This is a genomic window from Pseudosporangium ferrugineum (assembly GCF_003002065.1).
Lineage (GTDB): Bacteria > Actinomycetota > Actinomycetes > Mycobacteriales > Micromonosporaceae > Actinoplanes > Actinoplanes ferrugineus_A.
This window is the reverse complement of record NZ_PVZG01000032.1, coordinates 23,739-49,027: the sequence shown is the minus strand read 5'-3', so window position 1 is coordinate 49,027 and position 25,289 is coordinate 23,739. Positions and strand designations below refer to the sequence as shown.

General features: G+C 72.9%; 23 protein-coding genes. 12 read left to right on the top strand and 11 right to left on the bottom strand.

Features of this window, described 5'->3' with window-relative positions; all coding sequences use genetic code 11:
• Positions 1–1,520: transketolase-like TK C-terminal-containing protein (locus tag CLV70_RS35850; protein ID WP_425440269.1), on the top strand; the 1,520-nt coding region annotated here is incomplete at its 5' end.
• An 81-nt stretch (positions 1,521–1,601) separates the two neighbouring features.
• A complete protein-coding gene (locus CLV70_RS35845) occupies positions 1,602–3,725 on the top strand; it encodes a methyl-accepting chemotaxis protein (protein WP_106131070.1) in 2,124 nt (707 codons plus the stop codon).
• 12 nt (positions 3,726–3,737) lie between these two features.
• Here CLV70_RS35845 and CLV70_RS35840 read toward each other — a convergent pair whose 3' ends face one another.
• Positions 3,738–4,271 carry a dihydrofolate reductase family protein gene (locus CLV70_RS35840; protein WP_106131069.1) on the bottom strand — a complete coding sequence of 178 codons (534 nt, stop codon included), beginning with the start codon at positions 4,269–4,271 and terminating at the stop codon, positions 3,738–3,740.
• Between the two features lie 61 nt (positions 4,272–4,332).
• The gene (locus CLV70_RS35835; RefSeq protein WP_106131068.1) at positions 4,333–5,715 is read right to left on the bottom strand and encodes a glycosyl hydrolase family 18 protein; all 1,383 of its coding nucleotides are present in this window, start codon (positions 5,713–5,715) and stop codon (positions 4,333–4,335) included.
• 144 nt (positions 5,716–5,859) lie between these two features.
• On the opposite strand from CLV70_RS35835, the gene gltX reads away from it, so the two are divergent.
• Together gltX and CLV70_RS35825 are read left to right on the top strand one after the other, a co-directional pair.
• On the top strand, positions 5,860–7,269 hold the full coding sequence (gltX, locus tag CLV70_RS35830; protein ID WP_106131067.1) for a glutamate--tRNA ligase: 1,410 nt from the start codon (positions 5,860–5,862) through the stop codon (positions 7,267–7,269).
• 340 nt (positions 7,270–7,609) lie between these two features.
• Positions 7,610–8,320 carry a hypothetical protein gene (locus CLV70_RS35825; RefSeq protein WP_245908712.1) on the top strand — a complete coding sequence of 237 codons (711 nt, stop codon included), beginning with the start codon at positions 7,610–7,612 and terminating at the stop codon, positions 8,318–8,320.
• 31 nt (positions 8,321–8,351) lie between these two features.
• Here CLV70_RS35825 and CLV70_RS35820 read toward each other — a convergent pair whose 3' ends face one another.
• The 4 genes from CLV70_RS35820 to CLV70_RS35805 all read right to left on the bottom strand — a co-directional run bounded on the left by CLV70_RS35820 (position 8,352) and on the right by CLV70_RS35805 (position 10,647).
• Positions 8,352–9,104: a hypothetical protein gene (locus tag CLV70_RS35820; protein ID WP_146164294.1), complete on the bottom strand. Its 753-nt coding sequence runs from the start codon at positions 9,102–9,104 to the stop codon at positions 8,352–8,354.
• Between the two features lie 8 nt (positions 9,105–9,112).
• Positions 9,113–9,631: a sigma factor-like helix-turn-helix DNA-binding protein gene (locus tag CLV70_RS35815; protein ID WP_106131064.1), complete on the bottom strand. Its 519-nt coding sequence runs from the start codon at positions 9,629–9,631 to the stop codon at positions 9,113–9,115.
• 66 nt (positions 9,632–9,697) lie between these two features.
• Entirely contained in the window at positions 9,698–10,303 is a 606-nt protein-coding gene (locus tag CLV70_RS35810) for a TetR/AcrR family transcriptional regulator (RefSeq protein WP_106131063.1), read from the bottom strand.
• A gap of 104 nt (positions 10,304–10,407) precedes the next feature.
• Positions 10,408–10,647, bottom strand: coding sequence for a hypothetical protein (locus CLV70_RS35805; protein ID WP_106131062.1), 240 nt, complete (start codon positions 10,645–10,647; stop codon positions 10,408–10,410).
• 359 nt (positions 10,648–11,006) lie between these two features.
• Here CLV70_RS35805 and CLV70_RS35800 point away from each other — a divergent pair, with 359 nt between their 5' ends.
• The 5 genes from CLV70_RS35800 to fabF all read left to right on the top strand — a co-directional run bounded on the left by CLV70_RS35800 (position 11,007) and on the right by fabF (position 15,799).
• Complete coding sequence (locus tag CLV70_RS35800; protein WP_106131061.1) at positions 11,007–12,203, top strand: PucR family transcriptional regulator; 1,197 nt, start codon at positions 11,007–11,009, stop codon at positions 12,201–12,203.
• 164 nt (positions 12,204–12,367) lie between these two features.
• Positions 12,368–13,291: an ACP S-malonyltransferase gene (locus CLV70_RS35795; protein WP_106131060.1), complete on the top strand. Its 924-nt coding sequence runs from the start codon at positions 12,368–12,370 to the stop codon at positions 13,289–13,291.
• A gap of 34 nt (positions 13,292–13,325) precedes the next feature.
• Positions 13,326–14,276: a beta-ketoacyl-ACP synthase III gene (locus CLV70_RS35790; protein ID WP_106131059.1), complete on the top strand. Its 951-nt coding sequence runs from the start codon at positions 13,326–13,328 to the stop codon at positions 14,274–14,276.
• Between the two features lie 52 nt (positions 14,277–14,328).
• Positions 14,329–14,571, top strand: coding sequence for an acyl carrier protein (locus CLV70_RS35785; protein ID WP_023359558.1), 243 nt, complete (start codon positions 14,329–14,331; stop codon positions 14,569–14,571).
• A gap of 1 nt (position 14,572) precedes the next feature.
• A complete protein-coding gene (gene fabF, locus CLV70_RS35780; RefSeq protein WP_106131058.1) occupies positions 14,573–15,799 on the top strand; it encodes a beta-ketoacyl-ACP synthase II in 1,227 nt (408 codons plus the stop codon).
• A 52-nt stretch (positions 15,800–15,851) separates the two neighbouring features.
• On the opposite strand, the gene CLV70_RS35775 is transcribed toward fabF, so the two are convergent.
• From CLV70_RS35775 to CLV70_RS35765, 3 genes are all read right to left on the bottom strand, one after another.
• Complete coding sequence (locus CLV70_RS35775; protein ID WP_106131057.1) at positions 15,852–17,576, bottom strand: glycoside hydrolase family 3 protein; 1,725 nt, start codon at positions 17,574–17,576, stop codon at positions 15,852–15,854.
• A gap of 47 nt (positions 17,577–17,623) precedes the next feature.
• Complete coding sequence (locus CLV70_RS35770) at positions 17,624–18,391, bottom strand: S1 family peptidase (RefSeq protein ID WP_106131056.1); 768 nt, start codon at positions 18,389–18,391, stop codon at positions 17,624–17,626.
• A gap of 374 nt (positions 18,392–18,765) precedes the next feature.
• A complete protein-coding gene (locus CLV70_RS35765; protein ID WP_106131055.1) occupies positions 18,766–19,257 on the bottom strand; it encodes a DUF3145 domain-containing protein in 492 nt (163 codons plus the stop codon).
• Between the two features lie 244 nt (positions 19,258–19,501).
• On the opposite strand from CLV70_RS35765, the gene CLV70_RS35760 reads away from it, so the two are divergent.
• The gene (locus CLV70_RS35760; RefSeq protein WP_106131054.1) at positions 19,502–19,831 is read left to right on the top strand and encodes a hypothetical protein; all 330 of its coding nucleotides are present in this window, start codon (positions 19,502–19,504) and stop codon (positions 19,829–19,831) included.
• Positions 19,832–20,053: 222 nt separating this feature from the next.
• On the opposite strand, the gene CLV70_RS35755 is transcribed toward CLV70_RS35760, so the two are convergent.
• The gene (locus CLV70_RS35755) at positions 20,054–20,635 is read right to left on the bottom strand and encodes a carbonic anhydrase (protein WP_245908710.1); all 582 of its coding nucleotides are present in this window, start codon (positions 20,633–20,635) and stop codon (positions 20,054–20,056) included.
• 340 nt (positions 20,636–20,975) lie between these two features.
• Between CLV70_RS35755 and CLV70_RS35750 the strand changes: the two genes are divergently transcribed.
• A complete protein-coding gene (locus tag CLV70_RS35750) occupies positions 20,976–21,923 on the top strand; it encodes an alpha/beta fold hydrolase (protein ID WP_106131053.1) in 948 nt (315 codons plus the stop codon).
• Between the two features lie 198 nt (positions 21,924–22,121).
• The gene (locus CLV70_RS35745) at positions 22,122–24,272 is read left to right on the top strand and encodes a HelD family protein (RefSeq protein ID WP_106131072.1); all 2,151 of its coding nucleotides are present in this window, start codon (positions 22,122–22,124) and stop codon (positions 24,270–24,272) included.
• Here the strand turns inward: CLV70_RS35745 and CLV70_RS35740 are convergent.
• Positions 24,242–25,177 carry an SMP-30/gluconolactonase/LRE family protein gene (locus tag CLV70_RS35740; protein ID WP_106131052.1) on the bottom strand — a complete coding sequence of 312 codons (936 nt, stop codon included), beginning with the start codon at positions 25,175–25,177 and terminating at the stop codon, positions 24,242–24,244. The genes CLV70_RS35745 and CLV70_RS35740 overlap by 31 nt on opposite strands.
• Positions 25,178–25,289 lie beyond the last annotated feature (112 nt).

Below are 25,289 nucleotides of genomic sequence, written 5' to 3'. Positions count from 1 at the left end.
GCTGGACGCTGGGTTCGCACTTCGAGGCCCGCAACGCCACGCACCAGATGAAGAAGCTGACCCTGGACGACCTGAAGGGCTTCCGGGACCGCCTCTACCTGGACATTCCGGACAAGCAGCTCGAGGACAACCCGTACCTCCCGCCGTACTTCCACCCCGGCGAGAAGTCCGACGAGATCGCGTACCTGCAGGAGCGGCGCAAGGAGCTCGGCGGTTACCTGCCCTCCCGGCGGACCACCACGATCCCGCTGAACATTCCCGACTCGGCCAGGTTCGGCGACGTCAAGCGCGGCTCGGGCAAGCAGAAGGTGGCCACCACGATGGCCTTCGTCCGCCTGCTCAAGGACATCATGAAGGACAAGGAGTTCGGCGCCCGCTGGGTGCCGATCATCCCGGACGAGGCCCGTACGTTCGGCATGGACTCGTTGTTCCCGACCAAGAAGATCTACTCGCCGCACGGCCAGACGTACACCTCGGTGGACCGCGAGCTGTTCCTGTCCTACAAGGAAGCCACCAACGGGCAGATCCTGCACGAGGGCATCAACGAGGCCGGCTCGACCGCCAGCTTCATCGCCGCGGGTACGTCGTACGCGACGCACGCCGAGCCGATGATCCCGTTGTACATCTTCTACTCGATGTTCGGCTTCCAGCGCACCGCGGACGAGCTGTGGGCGGCGGGCGACCAGATGGCGCGCGGCTTCCTGCTCGGGGCGACCGCCGGGCGGACCACGCTCAACGGTGAGGGCCTGCAGCACGAGGACGGCCACTCGCTGCTGATCGCGGCGACGAACCCGGCCGTGGTGGCGTACGACCCGGCGTTCGCGTTCGAGATCGCGCACATCGTGGAGAACGGCCTGCACCGCATGTACGGCGAGCAGCAGGAGAACATCTTCTACTACCTGACGGTCTACAACGAGCCGATCGTGCAGCCCGCCGAGCCGTCCGGGGTGGACGTCGAGGGCCTGCTCAAGGGCATCTACCGGTATTCGCCGGCACCGCAGGCCACGGGTCCGAAGGCGCAGCTGCTCGCCTCCGGCACGGGCATGCAGTGGGCGCTCAAGGCCCAGCAGCTGCTCGCCCAGGACTGGGGGGTCGCGGCGGACGTGTGGTCGGTCACCTCGTGGACCGAGCTGCGCCGGGACGCGGTCGAGGCCGAGGAGCACAACCTGCTCAACCCGGGCGACCAGCCGCGCAAGCCGTACATCCAGACCAAGCTGGAGGACACCGAGGGCCCGGTGGTCGCGGTCAGCGACTGGATGCGTGCGGTGCCCGACCTGGTCAGCCGCTGGGTGCCGAACGACTACACGTCGCTGGGCACCGACGGCTACGGCATGAGCGACACCCGGCACGCGCTGCGCCGCCATTTCCATGTGGACGCGGAGTCGGTGACGGTGGCGACGCTGCGCCAGCTCGCGCTGCGCGGCAAGGTGCCGTCGCACGTGCCCGCCGAGGCGGCCAAGAAGTACGCCATCGACGACGTGAACGCCGCACCCGTGGGCGAGACCGGCGGCGACAGCTGAGCCGGTGACCGGCTGACCGAGGGATGCGCCCTGTTGTGGCGCATCCCTCAGTTATTTCCCGTTCCGGCCGACATGGCTGGCATGGCGAATGTCCAGATCAGTCACAAGCTGCTCGCCCTGGGGCTCGGCGGCGTCCTCAGCACGGCGGCCGTCCTCGTCGGCGTGGGTGCCTGGCAGAGCGATGCATTCGCCGACCGGACCCGGGCGCAGGTGGAGCGGCTGGCGAGCGAGGACCTGGACCGCACCACCGGCGACGTGACCCGGCTGGTCAGCTCGGTCGGCGACGAGATCCAGCGGGCCGTCAACGGCGACATGACCGCCGCCGGCCGGATGCTCGAGCAGCGCGGCGGGGCCCGGCTGGACGACGGCACCGCCACCTGGACCGCGACGAACCAGCTCACCCAGGACAAGCAGTCGGTGACCCTGCCCCGGCTGACCGTGGGCGGCCGGTGGCTGGGCCAGAACACCGACCTGGAGAAGCGGACCCCGTTCATCGACGACGTGGTGTCCCTGCTCGGCGGCACGGTGACGGTCTTCCAGCGGATGAACGACGCCGGCGACCTGCTCCGCGTGGGCACCAACGTCCGGGCCAAGACGGGCAAGCGGGCCATCGGCACGTTCATCCCGGCGCTGACGCCCGAGGGCACGCCCAACGCCGTGGCCGCGGCGATCAAGGACGGCAAGTCGTACCGGGGCGTCGCGCTCGTGGTCGACTCCTGGTACATCACCGCGTACGACCCGGTGAAGGACGCCTCCGGCAAGGTCATCGGCGCGTTGTACGTGGGCGTGCCGCAGTCCGAGGCGCTCAAGGAGCTGACCGACGCGATCGCCGGCAGCAGGGTACGGGAGAACGGCTGGGTCACCGTCTACAGCACCGCGAAGGCGGACGCCGGGCGGATCATCGCCTCCAGCCTGTCCGGGGCGGTCGGCCGTACCGACCTCGACGCCGCCGACCAGGCGGGCACCAAGTACGTCCAGCAGATCGTGACCGAGGCGCCCAAGCTCACCGGCGGTGCCACCTGGCGGGCCACGTACCGGCTGCCGGGCGCCGCGGGAGCGCCCGCCGGGGACACGTCGACGACGGTGGCGTCCTACCCGCCGTACTCGTGGGCCATCGCCGTGGGCGGCTACGACGCCGACACCGCGGGCGCCGTACGGGCGGTGCAGGACGGCCGCCGGGACATGCTCATCGCCTTCCTCGTCGCCGCCCTGCTGCTGGCCGTGGCCGGCGGCATCATCGCCGCCTGGCAGGCCCGCCGGATCTCGGGCCGGCTGAGCGCCCTCACCGCGGCGCTCACCCGGCTGGCCCGGCGCGACCTGACGGTGACCGTGCCGGCCGGCGGCCAGGACGAGATCGGCCGCGCGGGGGCGGCACTCACCACCGCGGCCGGCGAACTCCGCGGCGTCATGGTGGAGGTGACCGAGGCCTCGCGGGGCGTGTCCCGCTCCGCCGGCCGGGTGGCCGGCACCGGCGGCGAGCTCACCGCCTCGGCGGAGGCGGCGTCGGCGCAGGCCGGCGCGGCGGGCCGGGCCGCCGAGGAGATCTCCACCGTGGTGCAGACGGTCGCGGCCGGCGCCGAGGAGATGGGCGCCTCGATCGGCGAGATCTCCGGCAACGCCCAGGAGGCGGCGCGGGCCGGGCGCGAGGGCGTGGACCTGACCGCCACCGCGACCGGGGTCATCGACGAACTGCGGCTCTCCACGGGCAAGATCGCCGACGTGGTCCGGCTGATCGCGGGGATCGCGGAGCAGACCAACCTGCTGGCCCTGAACGCCACGATCGAGGCGGCCCGCGCCGGCGACGCCGGGAAGGGCTTCGCCGTGGTCGCCGGCGAGGTGAAGGACCTCGCCCAGGAGACCGCCAAGGCGACCGGGGACGTCACCGCCCGGGTGACCGCGATCGAGGGCGACACCGCCAAGGCGGTCGAGGCGATCACCGCGATCACCGCCGCGATCGGCCGGGTCAACGACTACCAGCACGCCATCGCGGCGGCGGTGGAGCAGCAGGCCGCGACGACCGCGGAGATGTCGCGCAACATCACCGAGGTGGCCGGCGGCAGCCGGGAGATCGCCGGGAACATCGGCGAGGTCAGCGGCGCGGTGAACAGCACCCGCTCGGCGGCGGCCGACTCGCACCACGCGGCCGACGAGTTGGAGGCCACCGCGCGGCGGCTGACCGAGCTGGTCGACCGGTTCACCGTGTGACCCCGGCCCCGGTCAGGCCGGGACGTACGTGACGACCTCTACCCCGGTGGTGGTCGTCCACGTGCCCGTGTGCCGCAGCGCGACCTTGGTGCCCTCGTGCCACAGCCTGCGGCCCTCGCCCACCACGACCGGGTAGACCATGATCCGGTACTCGTCGACCAGGTTGTGCCGGGTCAGGTAGTTGAGCAGCTCGGCGCTGCCGTTGAGCAGCAGGGAGCCGGGCCCGGCCTTCAGCTCCGCGACGGCGCCGGCCACTTCACCCCGGAGGAAGGTCGCGTTCCACTCCGGCTCGGCGAGCGTGGTCGTGGCGACGTACTTGGGCATGGTGTTCATCCGCTTGCCGAAGTCGCCGGTCGAGGCCTCCATCTGCGGCCAGGCGGCCTTGAAGCCCTCGTACGTCCTGCGCCCCAGCAGCAGGGCGTCCGCCTCCCGGAGGTTGCCGTCCTGCCAGGCGCCCAGCTCGTCGTTGAAGTAGGGACCGCTCCAGGCGGGTTCCTCGAAGACCCCGTCGAGGGTCACGTACGAGACCGCTACCAGCTTTCCCATGTGCCTCAGGGTAGGCCATGGATCCGCGCGGGGCCGCAGCCCCGCGCGGACCGGCGGGGTGTTACGGCAGGGTCCAGCGCTGGTTCGCGCCGGCGGAGCAGTCCCAGATCTGCAGCCGGGTGCCGTTGGCGGAGCTGTTGTTCGACGCGTCGAGGCAGCGGCCGCTGGCCGGGTTCCGCAGGGTTCCGTCGCCCTGACCCTGCCACGTCTGTGCGCCCGTACCGTTGCAGTCGTAGATCTGGACGAGCGAACCGTTGGCGGTCCCGGCAGCCGCGACGTCCAGGCATTTGCCCAGCGCACGCACCGTGCCGTCGGTGGCGACCGTCCAGGTCTGGGCCGCCGTGCCGTTGCAGTCGTAGAGCTGCACCGCGGTGCCGTTGGCCGGCGAGGCCGCGGCGATGTCGACGCACTTGCCGGCGATGCCGGTGATCCGCCCGGTGCGCCCGGACGGCGGGTCGGTCGGCGGCGTGGTGCCGCCGGTCGCCGTGGCGTAGATGGCGCTGACCAGCGAGTTGGCGCCGGTCGCGTCCTGGGAGAGCTCCCAGTTCATGATGCCGCCGGCGTTGGCCATGGCCCACTGGGTCTTGCGCCGGATCGTCGGCAGGCCGTTGTAGCACTCGTTGACGCCGCTGATCGTGGCGCAGTCCTGGTTGGCGAAGGCCGGGTTGGCCGCCACGATCTGCGCGAACGTCCGGTAGCCGGGGCGGCTGTAGAACGGCACGCCCAGGACCGCCTTCGAGGCGGGGAGGCCGCGGCCCTTCCAGAAGTTCACGCTGTTGATCGACCAGTCGTAGTTGGCGTGCGGGCTGCCGCCGTCGTACGCCATGATGTTCAGCCAGTCGACCACGCCGAACACCGCGGGCTGCACGCCGTTCGCGGTGCCGCCCTCGGAGACGACGGCCGCGGTCAGCAGCTTGCCCTGGTTGTGCAGGGCGGTGCCGAGCTGCTGCATCAGCGCGGTGTAGTTGTTGCCGGACGCGCCCGGGTCGGGGTATTCCCAGTCGATGTCGATGCCGTCGAGGCCGTACTGGCCGACGACGCTCATGACGCTGTTGATGAACGTCGTGCGGCTGCCGGAGCCGGCCGCGAGGGACTCGAAGGCGGAGTCGTTGCCGTCGTTCCAGCCGCCGATGGCCAGCGACACCTTGACGTTGTTCTGGTGACCGAGCGAGACCAGCTGGGACAGCTTGGCGGTGTTCTCGATCGGCTGCAGCGTGCCGTTCGCGTTGGGGAGCGCGAAGGCGTAGTTGATGTGGGTCAGCTTGCTGTACTGGATGCTCGTCACGTTGCCGGCCCAGGACGGCATGTAGCCGACGCTCCTGAAGTTGTTCGGCAGGACGGCCGCCTCGGAGGTGCCCGGGACGGCGAGCGCGGCGACGAGGCCGCCGCCGGCGGCGGTGAGCAGGGCGGCTGCCGCGGAGGCGAGCCTTCTTCTGGTGGGCATGGGGTGGGGACCTTTCCGTCCGGCCCGGGGGAGCCGTGGGGGACCTGGCCGCCAGATCTTAAGAAGGCTTACTAATAGTCGTCAATATAAGACCTGATAAAAGGTGCCCGACAATGGGCTCGACGGGCGCCGTACGCTGGGTCCGTGACTGTACGAGTACGCTTCGCCCCTTCTCCGACCGGAATGTTCCATGTCGGCGGTGCCCGCTCGGCGCTGCAGAACTGGATCGTCGCCCAGCAGACCGGCGGCGCCTTCGTCCTGCGCATCGAGGACACCGACGCGGCCCGCAACCGCCCGGAATGGACCGAGGGGATCATCTCGGCGCTCGACTGGATCGGCATCGAGCGCGGCACCTACGAAGGGCCCTACTTCCAGTCCTCCTACGCGAGCGAGCACACCGCCGCCGCCACCCGCCTCTACGGCGAAGGACGGGCCTACTACTGCGACTGCACCCGCGACGACGTGACCGCACGCAGGGGAAACACCCACACCGGCTACGACGGATTCTGCCGGGAGCGCGGGCTCGGGCCGGGTGAGGGCAGGGCACTTCGCTTCCGTACGCCGGACGAGGGCGCGACCGTGGTCGCCGACCTGGTCCGCGGCGAGCCGACGTTCGAGAACAAGCTGATCGAGGACTTCATCATCGCCCGCAGCGACGGCACGGCGGTGTTCCTGCTCGCCAACGTCGTCGACGACATGACCATGGGCATCACCCACGTCATCCGGGCCGAGGAGCACCTGCCCAACACCCCCAAGCAGCAGCTGCTCTGGGAGGCGCTCGGGGTCAAGCCGCCGGTCTGGGCGCACGTGCCGGTCATCGTCAACGAGAAGCGCCAGAAGCTGTCCAAGCGCCGCGACAAGGTGGCCCTGGAGTCGTACCGCGACGAGGGCTACCTCGCCGCCGCCATGCGCAACTACCTGCTGCTGCTCGGCTGGGCGCCGAGCGGCGACCGCGAGATCGTGCCGTGGCAGGTCATCGAGGACGAGTTCCGCCTCGAGGACGTCAATCACTCCCCCGCGTTCTTCGACGTCAAGAAGCTCCGCGCGTTCAACGGCGAGTACATCCGCGCGCTGTCGGCGGAGGACTTCGCGGCGGTGTGCGCGCCCTGGCTCGGCGGCACCGCCACGATCCCCGCGCCGCCGTGGGACCCGGCCAAGTTCGACTCCGAGGTGTTCGCGGCCGTCGCGCCGCTCGCCCAGACCCGCATCGCGGTGCTCAGCGAGATCGTCGACTACGTGGACTTCCTCTTCCTCGACGAGCCGGTCGCCGACGAGCAGTCCTGGAACAAGGCGATGAAGGAGGGCGCCGCCGAGATCCTCGACGCGGCCGCGGCCGCCTTCGGCGCCCTCGAGCAGTGGACCGCCGAGCCGTTGAAGGCGGCGCTGGAGCGGGTCGGCGAGGAGCGCGGGCTCAAGCTCGGCAAGACCCAGGCTCCGGTACGGGTCGCGGCCACCGGGCGTACGGTCGGGCTGCCGCTGTTCGAGTCGCTCGAGATGCTGGGGCGGGAGCGGACGCTGAGCCGGCTCGCGACGGCTCGGGCGAAGCTCGGCTGATCCGGGACCCCGCCCGCCGGGTTTCGTAACCATTTCGGTATGCGCGCGCCGGGATTTCGGCGCGCGCCTGCCGGACGAAGCAACGCGCAGGTCAGGGCGTTGCGTCAGTAGGGGTATGAGCGTCAGCTGCACGGGTGACGCGGTGATCCGCGGCTTGCACCTGCTGGGTACTATTCGCGCGCTGATCAGCGTTCGTCGTACACCCTCACCACCGATTCCGGATAGCTCCAAAGGTCCTCGTCCCGGGATGCGCCGGGACCGGGTTCCGTGGAGGCTGTGGGTACGCGCACAGCGGAGCAGTGTCCATGACGTAGGCGGGGGAGGCCGGACGGTGGCTCGAGTGAGGTTCAGACGGCTGATGGTGGCGGCGGGCGCGCTGGCCGCCGCGGTGGCGCTCGGCGCCGGGCTCGCACCGGCGGCGCAGGCCGCGCCGTCAGGTCGGGTCCCGGCTGCTTCTCCGGTGCTCCGTGAGGATTCGACGGTGGCGGCGCCGAAGGCTCCGGCCAAGGCGACCGCCGTGCAGATCTCCGGCAAGTTCCCCGGCGGCAAGATCGTCGTCCAGCAGACCGAGCGGCCGGAGCTGTTCCAGCGCCTGCTGAGCGAGGTCGGCTGGCTGTCCAGCACCCAGCCGACGACCACCCGGCCCAAGGCGGACAAGCTCGGCGCCAAGTTCACGGTCACCGTGCTGGCCAAGGACAAGTCCACCCAGGTGTACGACCTCTACCCGCTCGCCGCCGGCGGCCCCCGGGCGTACCGGCCGGCGAAGCAGCCGACGGGCAAGAAGACGCCCGGCTGGTTCTACGGCCGCCTCACCATGTCGGAGTCGCTGCGCCTCAGCGGCGTCCCGCTCAAGGAGAAGCCGGATGTGGTCAGCGGCGGCATCGGCGGAGGCGTCGGCGAGGACGTCGGCCGGGAGGAGCTCGACCCGCTCGCGGTCGGCGAGGACGTCCTCAGCCAGATGCGCCAGCTCTTCCTCATCAACGGTGCGGTCCTGGTGATCGTGCTCGCCGGCCTGGCCGGCGTCGCCTACCTGATCCGCCGCCGGGTCTGACCCGCACCGCCGCCCTCCACGGGCGGCGGGGTCAGCCCGCCGGGCGGACCGCGATCTTGAGGATCGGGCAGGACGGGGCCGGGGCGTTGCAGTGCTCCCCCAGCCCGAACGCGTCGATCAGGCGCGGGTTGGTGGCCGCCTGGGCCACCTCGCGGGTCGTCAGCGGCGGGCTGCCCCGGTCGGTGTCGCCCGTGCCCCGCGCGCCCGTGGCCTGGACCGCCACCGTGCGGCCGTCCACCACGCGGCGGGCTATCACCTGGCGGACCTGCCAGTCGACGTCGGCGGTGTCGGCGTAGCGGGCGTACTCGATGCCGGCCCGGGTGCGGTCCGGCTGGGCGCAGGCGGACGGGTCGGCCAGGACCGGGAGGCACAGCCCGGCCGGTGCGTCGAAGACGGCGACCTCGATCATGCCGCGCGGGCGCCCGTCGCGGTCCGTCACCGTGTACTGCCGCCAGCCCGGGCCCGACGACGGCTCGCTCGGGACCACGCGGTAGGCCTTCGCGTCCACCGGCGGGGCGAGCACCGCGAGGACCGGATCGAGGACCGCGGACGGCCGGGGCTGGGCGACGGCCACCGCGGCGGCCGAGCGGGGTTTCGGGCCGGGCAGCAGGACGGTCGTCAGGGCGTACCCGAGAAGGATGACGATCACGACCGCGACCAGACCGGCCAGGATGACGGTGCGCGCGCGGCGGCGGCGCAGCCGGTCCGCCCGCCGGAAGATGTCCTCGACGGCGTCGCCGACGGGCGGCTCGCTCTCGCACGCCCGCTCGAGGACGGCGGTCATCGCCGCGCTCATTGCGCCACCGCCGGGCGGGCGAGGCGGAGCAGACCGTCGAAGGCGGCCAGGCCCTCCGCCTCGTGGTCGGTCACCTTGCTGCCGTCTATGCCGAGGACGTCGGCGGTGTCGTTGACGGACAGGTGGCAGAAGTGGTGCAGCACCAGCACGGCCCGGCACTTTGGGGAGAGGCGGCGCAGCGCGTCGAGGACCAGCACCGTGTAGACGTCGCCGAGGGCGGCATCCGCGTCCGCTGCCCCCTGCGCGAGGCCCTCGGCCTCCTCGTCGGCCGCTCCCCCGGGCCGCACCGTCTCGGGCGGTGCCACGAAGACGTGCTCGCGGCGGCTGTGGGTGGGCTTGAACGCCGCCATCAGGTCGCCGTACGCCCACAGGTCCAGGTCGCCCACGTCCGGATCGGTCAGCGCGCGGGCGAGCGTGGCGCGCGCCAGTTCGCCCGCGCGCACCCAGTCGCCGCACATCAGGAAGGCGGCGCGGCGCAGGTGCACGTACCGCTGGGCCACGTAGTCGTCGGTCATCGCGCCTCCCCGTACCTTTTGCACCTTTATAGGCCACGGAACGGCCTCGGCGACGGGGAACGGCGCTCACGCGACCCGGACGGTGACCTCCACGAGCCGGACGAGGTCGTCCAGGTCGGCATCGAACTCCGCATCGGCCGCGGGATCCGGCTCGACCGGCTGTCCCGCCAGGGGAAGCGGCTCGGCGCCGGGGGCGCCCTCGTCGACGGGGGCCGGCAGGCCTCCCGTGACCTCGCCGGTGGTGTATCCGAGAAGGAAGGCGCAGATCATCCGGGTCAGCCGGGGCACCTCGCCGGCCGGGACACCGGCGTCGTGGAGGGTCGCGCGCAGGGCCGCGGTCAGCCAGGAGTTGCCCGGCGAGGGACGGTTCAGCAGCAGCGGGTACGCACCCGGGTGGCGCCGGGAGAGGGCGCGCACCGCCCGGCCGAGGGCGCGGAGGCGCTGCCGCCAGTCGATGCCGGCCGGGTCGGTGCCGTACGCCGAGCCGAGTTCGAGGTGCAGCAGGTCGACCAGGCCGTCGAGCATCGCGTCCTTGCCACCCACGTACGGGTAGAGCGCCATCGAGGTCAGGCCGACCCGTTCCGCCACCGCGCGCATGGACATGGCACCCAGTCCGCGCTCGTCGACGAGGGCCAGGGCCTGGTCGAGGATGAGCCGTCTCTTGTCGTCCACGTGCCCACGGTGTCGGCACCGGGGTGCAGCCGCGTGCCGGACGCGCCGCAGCAGCACCGTCAGTCACCCCCCAGGGTGAGCCCCGCCCCGGGCGGGCGGGCCGTTCAGCACCAGCGGCCGGGAGGACGGCCCCGGCCTGCGGCGCGACGGCGGGGACGGACCGCGCCGTGCAGGTGGGCGCCGGCCCAGCCGCGGAGTTCCGAGCGGCAGCCCACCCGGTGGGGGAAGTCGTCGCCCGGTTCGTCGCCGGCCGGCACCACGGCGAGGACGGCGGCGTCGGAAGCCGTGGTGTCCTCCGCGGCGTCGTGCTCCGCGTCGGGGCGTACGCCCTCGTGGTCCGTCACTCCTGCCCCCTTCCGCCCTCGTTCCGTACCCGCGTTAATCGGCACCGCCGGGCCCGGCTTGACCCTCCGCCGGGCGGCAACGCTAGGCGACACCATGCCAGGTCACCGACCGGAATCGCGGGGAAGGCGCACCGCTATTATGGACAAATTTCCCAAAACACCCAGCGATGTGCCCGCTCCGACACCGGACCCGGGGAGCTTCGACACGGCGCGGCGGCCGGCTCGGCCGCGACCCGGACATAGTGAGCCGTCCGCCGGGCAACGCGATACCGCCGGGCGATGTGCTCCACGACACCCACCACGAGGCGGCGATCCCGGCCGGGCGCGGCGGGCGGGCGCGGCCCTGACATGCTGGTCGGGTGGCAGAGCAGGGCAAGTCCGGGGGTACGGCGAAGCGCCCGCCCCTCGCCGCCACCCTGCGCCGGGTCGAACGCAGCGCCGGCGCCCTCGCCTCCGCCAGCATCACGCGGATGGACGAGACCCTGCCGTGGTTCCGGGCCCTCCCCGCCGACCAGCGGTCCTGGGTCATGCTCGTGGCCCAGGCCGGCGTCCGGTCGCTGGTCGAGTGGCTGCGGTCGGGCGGCACGGCGGCCGGGACGCAGGAGATCTCCGACGAGGTGTTCGCCGCCGCGCCCCGGGCCCTCGCCCGGTCCATCACGCTGACCCAGACCGTACAGCTGATCAAGGTGACCATCGATGTCGCCGAGTCGGAGGTCGCCAACCTCGCCGCCACCGGCGAGGAGGGCGCCCTGACCGAGGCGATCCTCAAGTTCTCGCGGGAGATCGCCTTCTCCGCCGCCCGGGTGTACGCCCGCGCCGCCGAGTCGCGGGGCGCGTGGGACGCCCGCCTCCAGGCCCTGCTCGTCGACGCGCTGCTGCGCGGGGACTCGTCCGACGTGGTCGCCAGCCGCGCCGCCGCGCTGGGCTGGGCCGACGCGCCGCCGGTGGCCGTGGTCGTGGGGCGCTCCCCCGGCGGCGACCACACCGCCGTGCTGCACACCGTCTACCGGGCCGCGCGGCGGGCGCGGGTGGAGGTCGTCGGGGGCGTGCACGGGGACCGGCTCGTGGTGGTGATGGGCGGCGCCGCGGATCCGATGGCGATCGCCGGGCAGCTCGCCGACGCCTTCGGCGAGGGGCCGATCGTGGTGGGGCCGGCCGTACCGTCGCTGGACCAGGCCACCGAGTCCGCGCGGGCGGCCCTCGCCGGGTTCCGGGCCGCGCCGGCCTGGCCGCAGGCGCCGACCCCGGTGGCCGCCGACGCCCTGCTGCCCGAGCGGGCCCTGGCGGGCGACACCGAGGCACGGCGGACGCTGAAGCATGACGCGTACGGGTCGCTGGCCCGGGCCGGCGGCGGGTTGCTGGAGACCCTGGACGCGTTCTTCGCCACCGGCGGCGTCCTGGAGAGCGCTGCCCGCGAGCTGTACGTCCACCCGAACACCGTCCGGTACCGGCTCAAGCGGATCGCCGAAGTGACCGGTTTGTCCCCCCTGGACGGTCGGGACGCGTTCGCGTTGCGGATGGCCCTGACCATCGGCAGACTGGATCCTGCGAGCTAGATCACGCCAACGACGCGACGGTCCGGGCGTGACGGCAGCTCCGATAAATCCCCTCGTACCGGGTCAAACGCGGGGATGGTTTGTAGGAACTCCACAACGCCGATCGTAGGGTTTGGTCCGCTGCGGCACCCCGGAACGGGCCCGCATCCGGAAGAGTCGGGGACGTGCTCGCCGTACTCTCGCCCGGTCAGGGCTCCCAGAAGCCCGGCTTCCTCTCACCGTGGCTCGCCCTCCCCGGCGCCGAGGACCGGCTCCGGGCGTGGTCCGAGCTGGCCGGGGTCGACCTGATCCACCTCGGCACCGAGGCCGACGCCGACGAGATCAAGGACACCGCGCGTACGCAGCCGCTGCTCGTCGCCGCCGCCCTGCTGGCCGGCGCGGAACTGCCGCTGGAGCAGGTCGGCGTCGTCGCCGGCCACAGCGTCGGAGAGCTCGCCGCCACCGCGCTGGCCGGGGTGTTCACGGCCGAGTCGGCGATCACCCTCGCCGGCGTCCGCGGCCGGGAGATGGCTGCCGCGTGCGCGCTGGAGCCGACCGGCATGAGCGCGGTCCTCGGCGGCGACCCGGACACGGTCGTGGCCGCGATCGAGCAGTACGGGCTCCACCCCGCGAACCGCAACGGCGCGGGCCAGATCGTCGCCGCGGGCGCCCTCGACGCGCTCGCCAAGTTCGCCGCCGATCCGCCGGCCCGGGTCCGCCCGCTGGCCGTCGCCGGGGCGTTCCACACGCCGTACATGGCACCGGCCGAGCGGGCGCTGGGCGCGGTCGCCGAGGGCATCGCCGTCGCCGACCCGCGACGCGTCCTGCTGTCGGACCTGGACGGCGGCGCCGTCGCCGAGGGCGCCGAGATGCTGCGGCGCCTCGTCCGCCAGGTCACCGCGCCGGTGCGCTGGGACCTGGTCATGGCGAACCTGCGGGAGCTCGGCGTCACCGGCGTCGTCGAGCTGCCGCCCGCCGGCACCCTGGCCGGCCTGGTCAAACGCGAGCTCAAGGGCGACGGGGCCCCCGAGATCGTCACCCTGAACACCCCGGACGACCTGCCCGCCGTCCGCGACCTCATCGCCCGCCACGGCGGGCACCCGGCGTGACGACGCCTCCGCTCGCGACCGAAGGAGCAGCACCATGACCGCGGGTTCCCGCATCGTCGCGATGGGCCACTACCAGCCCTCGCGCGTGATCACCAACGACGACCTCGCGAAGATCGTCGACACCAACGACGCGTGGATCCGCGACCGGGTCGGCATCGCCGAGCGCCGCATCGCCGACGCCGAGTCGGTCGCCGACATGGCCACCTCCGCCGCGGAGAAGGCGCTGGCGAGCTCCGGGCTGACCGCCGCCGACATCGACATGGTCGTCGTCGCGACGTGCTCGTCCATCGACCGCTGCCCGAACGTCGCGACCCGGGTCGCCGCCCGGCTCGGGGTCACCGCGCCCGCCGCGTTCGACCTCAACACCGCCTGCTCCGGCTTCTCGTACGCGCTCGCCACCGCCGACCACGCCATGCGCGCCGGGGCGGCCCGCAACGCGATCGTCATCGGGGCCGAGAAGCTCTCCGACGTCGTCGACTGGACCGACCGCACCACGGCCGTGCTCTTCGCCGACGGTGCCGGCGCGGCCGTCGTCTCCGCCGTGGCCGACGGCGAGCAGCCCGGCGTCGGCCCGGTCCTCTGGGGCTCCGCGCCGGAGAAGGGCGACGTGCTGAAGATCGAGGGCTGGCACCCGTACATCAAGCAGGAGGGCCAGGCCGTCTTCCGGTGGGCGACCACCGCGCTCGCGCCCTTCGCCCTGCAGGCGTGCGAGCGGGCCGGCATCCAGCCGTCCGAGCTGGCCGCCTTCGTGCCGCACCAGGCCAACACCCGCATCATCGACGGCATCGTGAAGCGGCTGGGCCTCGGCCCGGACGTGGTCATCGCCAAGGACCTCATCGAGTCCGGCAACACCTCCGCGGCGAGCGTGCCGCTGGCCCTGTCCAAGCTCGTCGAGCGCCGCGAGGTGCCCGCGGGCGCCCCGGTCCTGCTCTTCGGCTTCGGCGGCGGCCTCACCTACGCCGGGCAGGTCGTGCGCTGCCCCTGAGCAGCCCGTCCGCCCGTCGACTTTTCCCCACGATCGAGAGGAACCACCGCACATGGCTACCCGCGCTGAGATCACTTCCGGCCTCGCCGAGATTCTCGAGGAGGTCGCCGGGGTGAACCCGGACGACGTCGCCGAGGAGAAGTCCTTCACCGACGACCTGGACGTCGACTCGCTGTCCATGGTCGAGGTCGTGGTGGCCGCCGAGGAGAAGTTCGGCGTCAAGATCCCCGACAACGAGGTCCAGAACCTCAAGACCGTCGGCGACGCCGTCTCCTTCATCGAGGCGAACCACTGACATGAGCACCACAGACGTCGTCGTCACCGGGCTCGGCGCGACGACCCCGCTCGGCGGGGACGTCGCGTCCACCTGGGACGCCATGCTCGCCGGCCGCTCCGGGGTGGATGCGATCACCCAGGAGTGGGCCGCGCAGCTGCCCGTACGCATCGCCGCCCAGCTCGCCGTCGAACCGTCGGAGGTGCTGGAGCGGGTCCGCCTGCGCAAGCTGGACCGTTCCGAGGCGATCGCGCTCATCGCCGCGCACCAGGCCTGGGCCGACTCGGGCCTGGCCGACGCGGGCCTCGACCGGGAACGGCTCGCCGTCAGCTTCGGCAGCGGCATCGGTGGCGCGCAGACCCTGCTCCACCAGGACGACATCCTGGAGGCCTCCGGGCCGCGCCGGGTCAGCCCGCACACCGTGCCGATGCTCATGCCGAACGGCCCGGCCGCCTGGGTCGGCATCGACCTCGGCGCGCAGGGCGGCGTGCACTCGATGGCCAGCGCCTGCGCGACCGGCGCCGAGGCCCTCTCGCTGGGCCTGGACATCATCCGGTCGGGCCGCGCCGACGTGGTCGTCGCGGGCGGCACCGAAGCGGTGGTCCACCCGCTGCCGATCGCCGGCTTCGCCTCGATGCGCGCCATGTCGACGCGCAACGACGACCCGGAGAAGGCGTCCCGGCCGTGGGACAAGGGCCGCGACGGCTTCGTCCTGGGCGAGGGCGCGGGTGCCCTGGTCCTGGAGCGTGCCGACCACGCCGCCGCGCGCGGCGCGACCGTGTACGCCCGGCTCGCCGGCGCCGGCATCACCTCGGACGGCTACGACATCGTCCAGCCGGACCCGGAGTGCCGCGGCGGCATCCGCGCGATGCGGCGGGCGATCCAGGACGCCGGCCTGACCGGCACCGACATCGTCCACGTCAACGCGCACGCCACGTCCACGCCGGTCGGCGACATGGGCGAGATCAAGGGCATCCGGGCGGCGATCGGCGACCACCCGATCCTGACCTCGACCAAGTCGATGTCGGGTCACCTGCTCGGCGCGGCCGGCGCGCTCGAGTCGATCGCGACCATCCTCGCCATCCGGGACGGCGTCGTGCCGCCGACGATCAACCTCGACGACCCGGACGACCGCCTGGACCTCGAGGTGGCGGCCCACAAGGCCCGCCCGCTCGACATCCCGGCGGCGATGAACAACTCGTTCGGCTTCGGCGGGCACAACGTGGCGCTGGTCTTCACCCGCGCCTGACGGTTCTTCCGGACGGGGCACCGCAGATCCTGCGGTGCCCCGTCCGTGGCGTTCACGCCTTGCAGGCGGTCCGGGGCAGGCCGGGGACGGCGACCGGGGAGCGGCCCGGCGCCTTCGCTTTCCCGGCGATCACCGCGGCCAGCGCCGTCAGCGACAGCTTGCTCGACGAGTACGTTGCCACGAGCGTCGGCGACCGCGCGGCGCCCAGCAGCTGCGGCGTGTCCATCGCGACCGTCACCGCCGCGCCGGGGCTCAGGTCCGTGCGCTTGTCCCCGTACCCGACGAGGTGAACGACCGTGCCCCCCGCGGCCTGGACCGGCACGCCTGCCTGCTGCAGAGCCTCCACCAGCACGGTACGTGCGGTGTCCCGGTCACCCGACGCGGTGACGGTGACCGGACCGGTGACCAGCGGCCCGGAGCAGCTGCCCTTGAGGATCGTGATCGACGCGGCGTCGGCCGCGGCGACCGCCGCGTGATGATCCGCGGAATCCACGGCGGTGAGCGGCGGCTGCGCCTTGCCCGCCTTGCGGAACCGCAGGGTGAGCACGCGCGTGGCCGCCTCCACGAGCCGCGCCCGCTTCAGGCTGCCGCCGCGCAGGCCGGCCACGATGCCGTCGCGCGCCCCGGCGATGTCCGGCGGCATCAGCAGCAGGTCGTTGCCGGCGTTCAGGGCGCGGACCGCCGCCTCCCCCGCCGGCCACTTCATCGCCGGCGCCATGTTCATCGCGTCGGTGACGGCGACCCCGGCGAACTTCATCCGCCCGCGCAGGACGTCGGTCATCACCTTGCGCGAGAACGTGGCGGCGACGCCCTTGTCGAGCGCCTGCACGTCGAGGTGGCCGGACATGACCAGGCCCGCCCCGGCGTCGATGCCCGCGTCGAACGGCGGCCGGTCCTGCTTCTCCCAGTCCCCCTTGACGACGGGCAGCCCGTTGTGGCTGTCGCCGGTCGTGTGCCCGTGCCCCGGGAAATGCTTGAGCGCGGCGGAGACCCCGGCGGCCTGGAGCCCTCGCACGGCGGCACGCACCTGCCTGCCGTTCGCGGCGGGATCGGAGCCGTACGAGCGGGAGCCGATGACCGAGCTGCCCGCCGCCCCCAGCGTGTCGGCGACCGGGGCGAAGTCGACGTTGACCCCCATCGCGGCGAGTTCCCGGCCGGCGGCGTGCCACGCGGCCTCGGTGAGCGCGGGCTTGCCGGCCGCCCCGAATGCCATCGCGGACGGCAGCTGCGTAGCACCGGTCCGGATCCGCGTCACGACCCCGAACTCCTGATCGGTGCCGACGAGCAGCGGCGCGCCGCCCGGCAACCGGCCCGCGGCGGCCTGCAACCCGTCGGTGAGCGCCCGCACCTGCTGCGGGCTGTCGACGTTGGTCGCCGGGTTCGTCGCCCCGGTCGGATCATCGGGCGCGAACCCGACCAGGATGAGCCCGCCCAGCCGGAACTTCGTGACCAGCTCGGCGGGGGTGTTCACCCCGGCGAGCCGCTGGTTCCCCGCCGCGGCGGCGGCATCGACCTGATCGGCGGCGGCGCCGTAGGCGTACGGCATCAGCACCTGCCCGGCCAGGTCCTCGTCGCTCATCGCCCGGGCCACCTCCCGCGCCCGCGCGACGGGATCGCCGACGGGCGGGGCGGCGGGCGGCGGGCTGGGCGCGACGACGGTGGGCGCGACGCGGGCGGTCGCTTCCGGCCGGGTGGGCGCGTCACTGCCGCAGGCGGCAAGAACGAGCCCCATGGGTACGGCCAGAGCAACGCGGAACGCCCTATTCACGCGGGCCATTGGATCAGCTCCACCCGGTCCGCCACAAACCGGCGTACCACCGTCGCTCACCTGGCCCCGGCGAGCAGCTGCTCCGCCGCGCGCCGAATGTCCGCGCCGAAGTAGGCGACGTCGGTGTAGTTCGGCCTCGGCTCCTCGCCGATCTCCCAGTCGCAGTCGGAGCCGCCGCTCACGATCCCGACCTGCTCCCACACCCCGTCCGGAAGACGGTGCAGCGCGGGCCCGCCGGAGTCCCCGCCGCAGTGGCTCTTCCGGTCCACCGACCTGCCGCAGATCATCGCCCGCGGATACTCGGGGTGATCCGCCCACCACGGATCATCGAAACACTGGTCGTCCGCGAGGTACGGCAGCTCCACCTTGCGCAGGAAACGCTCCTGGGCGCCGCCCCACTGCTGCCTGCCCCAGCCCGCCACGGTGAACGTCCGCAACGGCCCGGCCACGCCGGCCAACCGCACCGTGGGCAGGTCGAGCGGCCGCTCCAGCTTGATCACCGCCCAGTCCGGCCCGTTCCACCACTCGGCCCCGCCGACGACGGCCGTGGACCCGGTGACGGTCCGCTGCGGGTCCGCGAGATCCACGACCCCGGAGACGACGGTGAAGCTGTCACCGGGCTGCTCGTCGACGCAGTGCTGCGCGGTCAGCACCAGCTGCGGGTGAATGAGGGTCCCGCCGCACCCGGCGGGCAGAATCCGGACCATCCAGGGGAACTCACCGGGGGCGGCCGTCTCACCGCCGCTGATGGCGGCTGCCGGGGAGGCCGTGGCCAGCGCGGCCAGAACCGCCAGGCCGGCGGTCAGGAATCGCTTGAAGCGCATCGAGCATCCTTCGCAATGGGCTACAGGTGCGCAGATAAGACGGAGGCCGCGGAATGCTCCGTGGCAATCCGGACACGTCCGAGTCTTACAGCCCTCTCGAGATGCCCTGCCGCACCCGGAACGCCGCGGCCTCGCCGGGCTCAGCCCGGTGCAGGTCCATGCGGCGTCCGCGCGGCGTCCGCGCCCCAAGCGCAGCCCACGCGGCGGTCCATGCCTCCGGTGCAGGTGCGCGCGGGGCCTACGCGCCTCCGGTGCAGGTCTGCACGGGCGTCCGCGCCTCCGGTGCAGGTCCGCGCGGCGTGCGCGCCTCCAGTGCAGGTCCGCGCGGGCGTGCGCGTCGAGCGGCCCGGCCGGGGTCTGCGCGGGTGGGTGGGTCAGCCGACGCGGGTGAGAAGGGTGACCGGGGCGCCGTCGCCGGCGTAGCGGTACGGCTCCAGTTCGGCGTCCCAGGCGGTGCCGAGCGCCTTCTCGAGGGCGTGCGACAACGCCTCCGGGGCCCGCGCCGAGGCCATGATCGAGCGGAGCCGGTCCTCACCGATCTGGATGTCGCCGGAGGCGCCGATCGTGCCGCGGAACAACCCACGGCCCGGCACGTGCATGAAGCGATCCCCGTCGACGCCGGGGCTCGGCTCCTCGGTGACCTCAAAACGGATCATGGGCCACTGTCGGAGGGCAGCAGCCAGCTCGGCACCAGTGCCGGGCCTTCCGGTCCAGCTGCACTCCGACCGCCGCATGCCGGGATCGACCGGCTGCGCAGTCCAATGCAAGGTGACCGGCGCGGTCAAGACGCGCGCGATCGCCCACTCGACGTGCTGGCACACGGCGAGTGGGGTCGAGTGGACGTATACGACGCCACACGTTGGCACGGTGACCTCCCGGAGACCGAGGTGCGTCTTCCCCTACGACCTCGACCGCGGTTGATCGTGCTCCATGATGCCGGGTGGTACGGATGGTGCGCCAGAGAAACCGCAATATCGACATGTGAATGGCCGTAGTGGCACACCCGGCCTAACGGACCAGGCCACTCCCGCGGTGCGGCCCTGCGCAGGCCGTGTAGGATTGCTCCGGCGTTTTATGCCGACAACCCGTTCTTTCCCAAGGAGTACCGCCGTGGCGAGCAACACCTCGAAGACCGCCCGCGCATCCGTCCGCGCCGGCCAGGCAGGCCAGGGTGGCGCCCTCAGCGTGCTCGGTGAGTTCAAGTACCTCATCCCGCTGGCGAACGGCCGTTTCGCGTACGTGCGCAACCTGACCAACGGCAAGACCAACCACCTGAAGACGGACTCGGACGCGTTCGTCGAGGAGATCCGCACCCTCGCCGCGGCCGGCCACGGCGCCAAGATCCGCGCCGAGCTGAACACCCTCGACGCGACCTTCCCCCAGCACGGCTGGGCCGCGACCGAGAAGCGCCTCGCCGAGGCGGGCGTCTTCGAGGGCTGAGCTCCCCCACCGCAGCACAGAGGCGCTCCCGGGCATTCATGCCCGGGAGCGCCTTTTCGCACCCACCGAAGATCACGACAAGATGATCAGCCCGCCGGGCCGCCAGGCAGGACGAACGCCAGGCCGGCGAGCTGCCGGTCCGGCGGGCCTGCTAGCGCGAACGCCGACGGAGTTCCCACCGCCGGGTCGGCGGGTGGGTTGGCCGGGTCGGCGGGTGGGTTGTCAGGTGAGGAGGTCGACGAGGCCGGTGTCCAGGTCGTAGACCGCTCCCGCGATGGCGACCGTTCCCGCGGCCACCGAGTCCGGCACGCCGGCCACGTCGCGCATGCGGCGTACCGTGCGGGTGACGTGGGCGCGCATCGCCTTGGCCGCCACGTCCGGGTCGTCCAGGCCGATGCTCTCGACCGCCGGGGCGATCTCGTCCACCAGGTAGCCCACGTCACCGTCCGGGCGGTCGCCGGTGCGCAGGGCCTGGACGGTCGCGTCGACGGCGCCGCAGCGGACGTGGCCCAGCACCATGATCAGCGGGACCTTCAAGGCCGCCACCGCGAAGCCGACCGAGCCGAGCACCGCGCGGTCGACGACGTGGCCGCCGGAGCGGATCACGCAGATCGAGCCGAAGGTCTGGTCGAAGATGGCCTCGAGCGGCACCCGGGAGTCGATGCAGCCGACCACCACGGCGTGCGGGAGCTGCCCGCCGGACGCGGCGGCCGCGGCCGACACGTCGTGCCCGTGCTCGGGCCGGCCGCTCACGAACCGCCGGTTGCCCGCGAGCAACTCCGCCAGCGCGTCGGCCGGCCGCACGATCCGAGTCCCGGACGCCGCGCCCGGGGTGGCGGGCGCATCGGCCGGTGCGGCGACGGCCGCGTTCGAGGATGCATCGGACGGCCCGGCCGGAGCCGGCAGAACCGTCGAAGATGCCGAGGTGGGGGCAGGTGTCGGACCCGTCATGGGACTGATTCTCTACGAGCCGCCGCTTCGGGGCAGCCCGTGCGAGACACATCACCTTTCGCCGCGACCCGTTGCGCTATCGGGCCCCGGCCGTTCGGCGCGAGATCGTCGAAAGATCTGGCATTTCCGGTGATCGCGCGTGATGCTTATTACCCGTGGGTACAACGGGGCCGTGCGATACACGGAGGTGCCCATGTCCGAGCGCTCGGAGATCACCCTTGCCGACGGCGTACGGCTGCACGTCGAGACGTCCGGTCCGGCCGACGCCGAGGTGACGGTCGTCTTCCTGCACGGGTGGTGCCTGGACCGGCGGACGTGGCATCACCAGGTCAGGGCGTTGCGGGACACCGGCGCGCGGGTGGTCGCGTACGACGCCCGGGGGCACGGGCGGTCGGGCAGCATGCGGTTGCGGTCGGCGACGCTGGCCCAGCTCGGTGAGGACCTGGCCGAGGTGCTCGACGCGTACGCCCCCAGCGGCCCGGTCGTGCTGGCCGGCCACTCGCTGGGCGGCATGACGATCATGGAGTACGCCGAGTCCTACCCCGAGGTGTTCGCGGAGCGGGTCGGCGGCCTGCTCTTCGTGTCCACCACCGCCGAGGGCGCCACCCATACGTGTTACGGCCTGCCCACGCCGCTGACGCCGTTCCTGCGCGCGGCGGAGCAGACGGGGGCCGGGGTGCTCGCCCGGCTCGGGGCGTGGCGCCCGCACCGCGCCGTGCTGCCCGCGCTGCGGCCCGGGGTGCGCTGGCTGCTCTTCGGCGACGGCTACGCGGCCGGAGACCTCGAGGTCACCATGTCCGCGGTGGGCCGGGCGTCGCTGCGGTCGATCGGCGGCTTCCGCGCCTCGGTCGGCGCCCAGCACCGGGTGGACACGCTGGCCGCGCTCGGTGACGTGCCCGCGGCGGCGCTGGTCGGCGACCGGGACCGGCTGACGCCGCCGGCCTGCGCGGAGTCGATCGCCGACGCCCTGCACGGCACCGAGCTGACGGTCTGCGAGGGCGCCGGTCACATGCTGATGATGGAACGCCCCGACGAGGTGACCGCGGCCCTCACGACGATCATCGACCGGGCCGCCGCGAACGCCGGCCCACGCCGGCGGACCCTCCCGGCCGCCCGCGAGCAATACGGCCAGGCCGCCTGAGAACGCAAAACGCATGCGGCACGGCCGGACCGCCCGGGAACGGAAGAAGGCCGGGACGAGGAAGAAGACGAGGGAGAAGAGGCCCGGCCCGCGGGTCCGGGCGCGCCGCGATCGACGCAGGGCCCCCGGCAGGAGTAAGTTCGATTGCCCCCTTCGGGGCGGCAGCCAGCTGATCCACAAGCGGGGAGCATGACCGACTTGAGCGACGCCCACGTCCTGCAGCAGGAGATCGCCGTCGAGCAGGAGCACGTCGACCGGGTGTACGCCCGGCTCGCCGAGCTTCGCCGGGAGGCGTCCCGCGCCGAGAAGGAGGGCTACCAGCTCGCCGGGGTCGGCACGTTCGGCGCCCTGGTCGAGCGGGACGCCATGGTGTTCCACGCCGCCCGGCGCCGGCACGCGCTGGACACCGAGTACGAGGGCCTGGTCTTCGGCCGGCTGGACCTGAACACCGGCGCCCGGCACTACGTGGGCCGGATGGGCATCCGCGACGAGGACTCCCAGTCGCTGGTGGTCGACTGGCGGGCGCCGGCCGCCGCCGCCTTCTACCGTGCCACCCCCGCCGACCCGCTGGGCGTGGTCCGGCGCCGGATGATCCAGTCGTCCCGGGAGCGGGTCACCGGCATCGAGGACGACCTGCTGGACCCGGAGGCCGCCCCGGCGGACATGCGGATCGTCGGCGACGGCGCGCTGCTGGCCAGCCTCTCGAAGGCCACCGGCCGCGGCATGCGCGACATCGTGGCGACCATCCAGCGCGAGCAGGACGAGGCGATCCGCTCCCCCGCCGGCGGGGTCACGATCGTCACCGGCGGCCCGGGCACCGGCAAGACCGCCGTGGCGCTGCACCGCGCGGCGTACCTGCTGTATTCCGACCGCAGCCGCTTCGCCGGCGGCGGGATTCTCGTCGTCGGGCCGTCCGGGGTGTTCGTCGGCTACATCGCGACAGTGCTGCCGTCGCTCGGCGAGGAGACGGCCACGCTGCGGTCGCTGGGTTCGCTGGTGCCGGGCTACGACGCCGCCCGGGTCGATCCCACGGCGGTGGCGGCGGTGAAGGGCTCGCTGCGGATGCGCCGGGTGCTGGAGCGGGCGTCGCACGACGCCGTGCCGGGTGCCCCGACGGAGTTGCGCCTGCTCTACCGCGGTTCGCTGCTGCGCCTGGACGCCGCCGAGCTGGACCGGGTCCGGCGCAAGGCGCTGCCCCGCGGGGCGCGGCGCAACGAGGTGCGCGGGCACGGCTTCGACCGGATCTTCGACGCGCTGTGGGCGCAGGCCCGGCAGACGATCCGCAACCTGCCCGAGAAGCAGGAGTTCGAGGCGGAGCTCGCCGACCGTACGGACTTCCGCGACTTCCTCAAGGCGTGGTGGCCGCGGTTCACGCCGATGCGGGTGCTGCGGTGGCTGGCGGAGCCCGCGCGGCTGCGGGCGTACGCGAACGGCTTGTTGTCGAAGGAAGAGATCGCGCTGTTGCAGGGGTCGTTCGACGGGCTCGCCGAGCACGGCCCCACGATCGCCGACGTGGCGCTGCTGGACGAGCTGGACGAGCTGATGGGCCGTCCCCGCAGGGCGCAGCAGAAGTCGAAGAACCCGTTCCACGTCCGCGACGGGGTGCAGGAGGTCAGCACCTTCTCCGACCGTCAGGCCGCCGCGCGCGCCCAGGCCGTGCAGCGCGACGAGGACTACCGCGACTACGCGCACGTGGTGGTGGACGAGGCGCAGGACGTGTCCCCGATGCAGTGGCGCATGATCGGCCGGCGGGGGGCGTACGCGTCCTGGACGATCGTCGGCGACCCGGCGCAGACGGCCTGGTCGGGCGACGCCGCCGAGCTGGAGCGGGCCCGGGAGCGGGCCCTCGGCTCGCGCAAGCGCAACACGTACGCGCTGACCACGAACTACCGCAACTCGTCGGAGATCTTCGCGGTCGCCGCCGGGGTGATCCGCACGATCATGCCGGACCTGCCGCTGCCCCGGGCCGTGCGCAGCACCGGCGTCGAGCCGGTCGACCAGCGCGCCGGCGCGGCCGACCTGCCGGCGGTGACCAAGGACGCGGTCGAGAAGCACCTGGCCGACGTCGACGGCACGATCGGCGTGATCACGCCGGTGCCGCGCCGCGACGAGATGGCCGCCTGGGTGGCCGGGCTTCCCGAACGCGTCCAGGTGGTCACCGCGCTGGAGGCCAAGGGCATGGAGTACGACGCGGTGGTCCTGGTCGAGCCGGCCGAGATCGCCACGGACGCCAGCGGGGTGCGCACGCTCTACGTCGCTCTCTCCCGGGCCACCCAGCGCCTGACCACGGTCGGGACGAAACCGTGGAACGGCCACCCTCAGGGGCGCGGCACCGCCACGGCCGTGTAGGGCGTGGTCGGCGTCGGCGTGGTGGTGAAGCGGGCGTTCGGCAGGTAGAAGCGCTTGCCGTACTCGGCGATGGTGGTCGGGACGTCGAAGTCGGGGCTGGTCGTGCGGCTGACCACGGTCCCCCGCGTCGCGTGCCGGTCCAGCCGGATCCGGGCGATCACGTTGAGGCGGTTCTGCACCACGTACAGGGTGGTGCCGCGCAGCCACAGGCCGTCGCCGTTGGGGACGGATTCGCCGCCGAGGTCGATCTCGGCGGTGCTGCCCGCGTACGTGGTCCGGAAAAGCTTTCCGGTGCCGGACTGCACGACGATCAGCCCGCGCCCGTCCGGGGTGGCCGTGATGCCGTTGGCGTTGATGCCCGAGGTGTAGACCAGGTCGCCGGTGAGCGGCACCCGCACGGCCTCGGCGGGCAGCCGGCCGTGACGGCCCAGCGGCAGCTTGAACAGCACCGGGTTGGTGGAGTCGGTGAACCACGCGGCGCCGCCGGTCAGCACCACGTCGTTGATGAACGCGGGGACGGTCTGCAGCCGGTACGACCGCAGCACCGTGCCGTTGCCCGCGTCGATGACCCGCGCGTCGCCGCCGGAGCCGCCGGCGACGAAGAGCCGGCCGCGGCCGTCGAGCTTGAGGCCCAGCGACGGGGTGCCGGGGCCCTGGCTGATCACCCTGCCCCGGCCGGTGAGCAGGCCGGCGCGGTAGATGTCGCCGTCGGCGCGGGAGCCGAAGTACGCGTACGGGAGCTTGCCGATCGCGATGCCCTCGGGCTGGAACCCGTCGGGCAGGTCGAGGACGACCGGGCCGGGGCCGGCCCGGTGCGCGGCCGGGGCCGCGGAGGCCGCGGACGGCGCGGCGGCTGGGACGGCGAGCGCGGTCAGGGCAACAATCGCGAGGGTACGTCTGGACACGGGCGGAATCCCTCCGGGCGGGGTCGGTTGTCGAGTACATACCCCGGCGATGACAATCGGGTTCAACTTGCATACATAGCGATGTGAACATACATTGGCGCAGCGGGACGCC

Excerpts from the sequence above, each read along its gene's own strand:
- CLV70_RS35845 (WP_106131070.1), top strand. The coding sequence starts at position 1,602 with ATGGCGAATGTCCAGATCAGTCACAAGCTGCTCGCCCTGGGGCTCGGC.
- CLV70_RS35840 (WP_106131069.1), bottom strand. The coding sequence starts at position 4,271 with ATGGGAAAGCTGGTAGCGGTCTCGTACGTGACCCTCGACGGGGTCTTC.
- CLV70_RS35835 (WP_106131068.1), bottom strand. The coding sequence starts at position 5,715 with ATGCCCACCAGAAGAAGGCTCGCCTCCGCGGCAGCCGCCCTGCTCACC.
- CLV70_RS35820 (WP_146164294.1), bottom strand. The coding sequence starts at position 9,104 with ATGACCGCCGTCCTCGAGCGGGCGTGCGAGAGCGAGCCGCCCGTCGGC.
- CLV70_RS35815 (WP_106131064.1), bottom strand. The coding sequence starts at position 9,631 with ATGACCGACGACTACGTGGCCCAGCGGTACGTGCACCTGCGCCGCGCC.
- CLV70_RS35790 (WP_106131059.1), top strand. The coding sequence starts at position 13,326 with ATGACCGCGGGTTCCCGCATCGTCGCGATGGGCCACTACCAGCCCTCG.
- CLV70_RS35785 (WP_023359558.1), top strand. The coding sequence starts at position 14,329 with ATGGCTACCCGCGCTGAGATCACTTCCGGCCTCGCCGAGATTCTCGAG.
- fabF (WP_106131058.1), top strand. The coding sequence starts at position 14,573 with ATGAGCACCACAGACGTCGTCGTCACCGGGCTCGGCGCGACGACCCCG.
- CLV70_RS35775 (WP_106131057.1), bottom strand. The coding sequence starts at position 17,576 with ATGGCCCGCGTGAATAGGGCGTTCCGCGTTGCTCTGGCCGTACCCATG.
- CLV70_RS35770 (WP_106131056.1), bottom strand. The coding sequence starts at position 18,391 with ATGCGCTTCAAGCGATTCCTGACCGCCGGCCTGGCGGTTCTGGCCGCG.
- CLV70_RS35750 (WP_106131053.1), top strand. The coding sequence starts at position 20,976 with ATGTCCGAGCGCTCGGAGATCACCCTTGCCGACGGCGTACGGCTGCAC.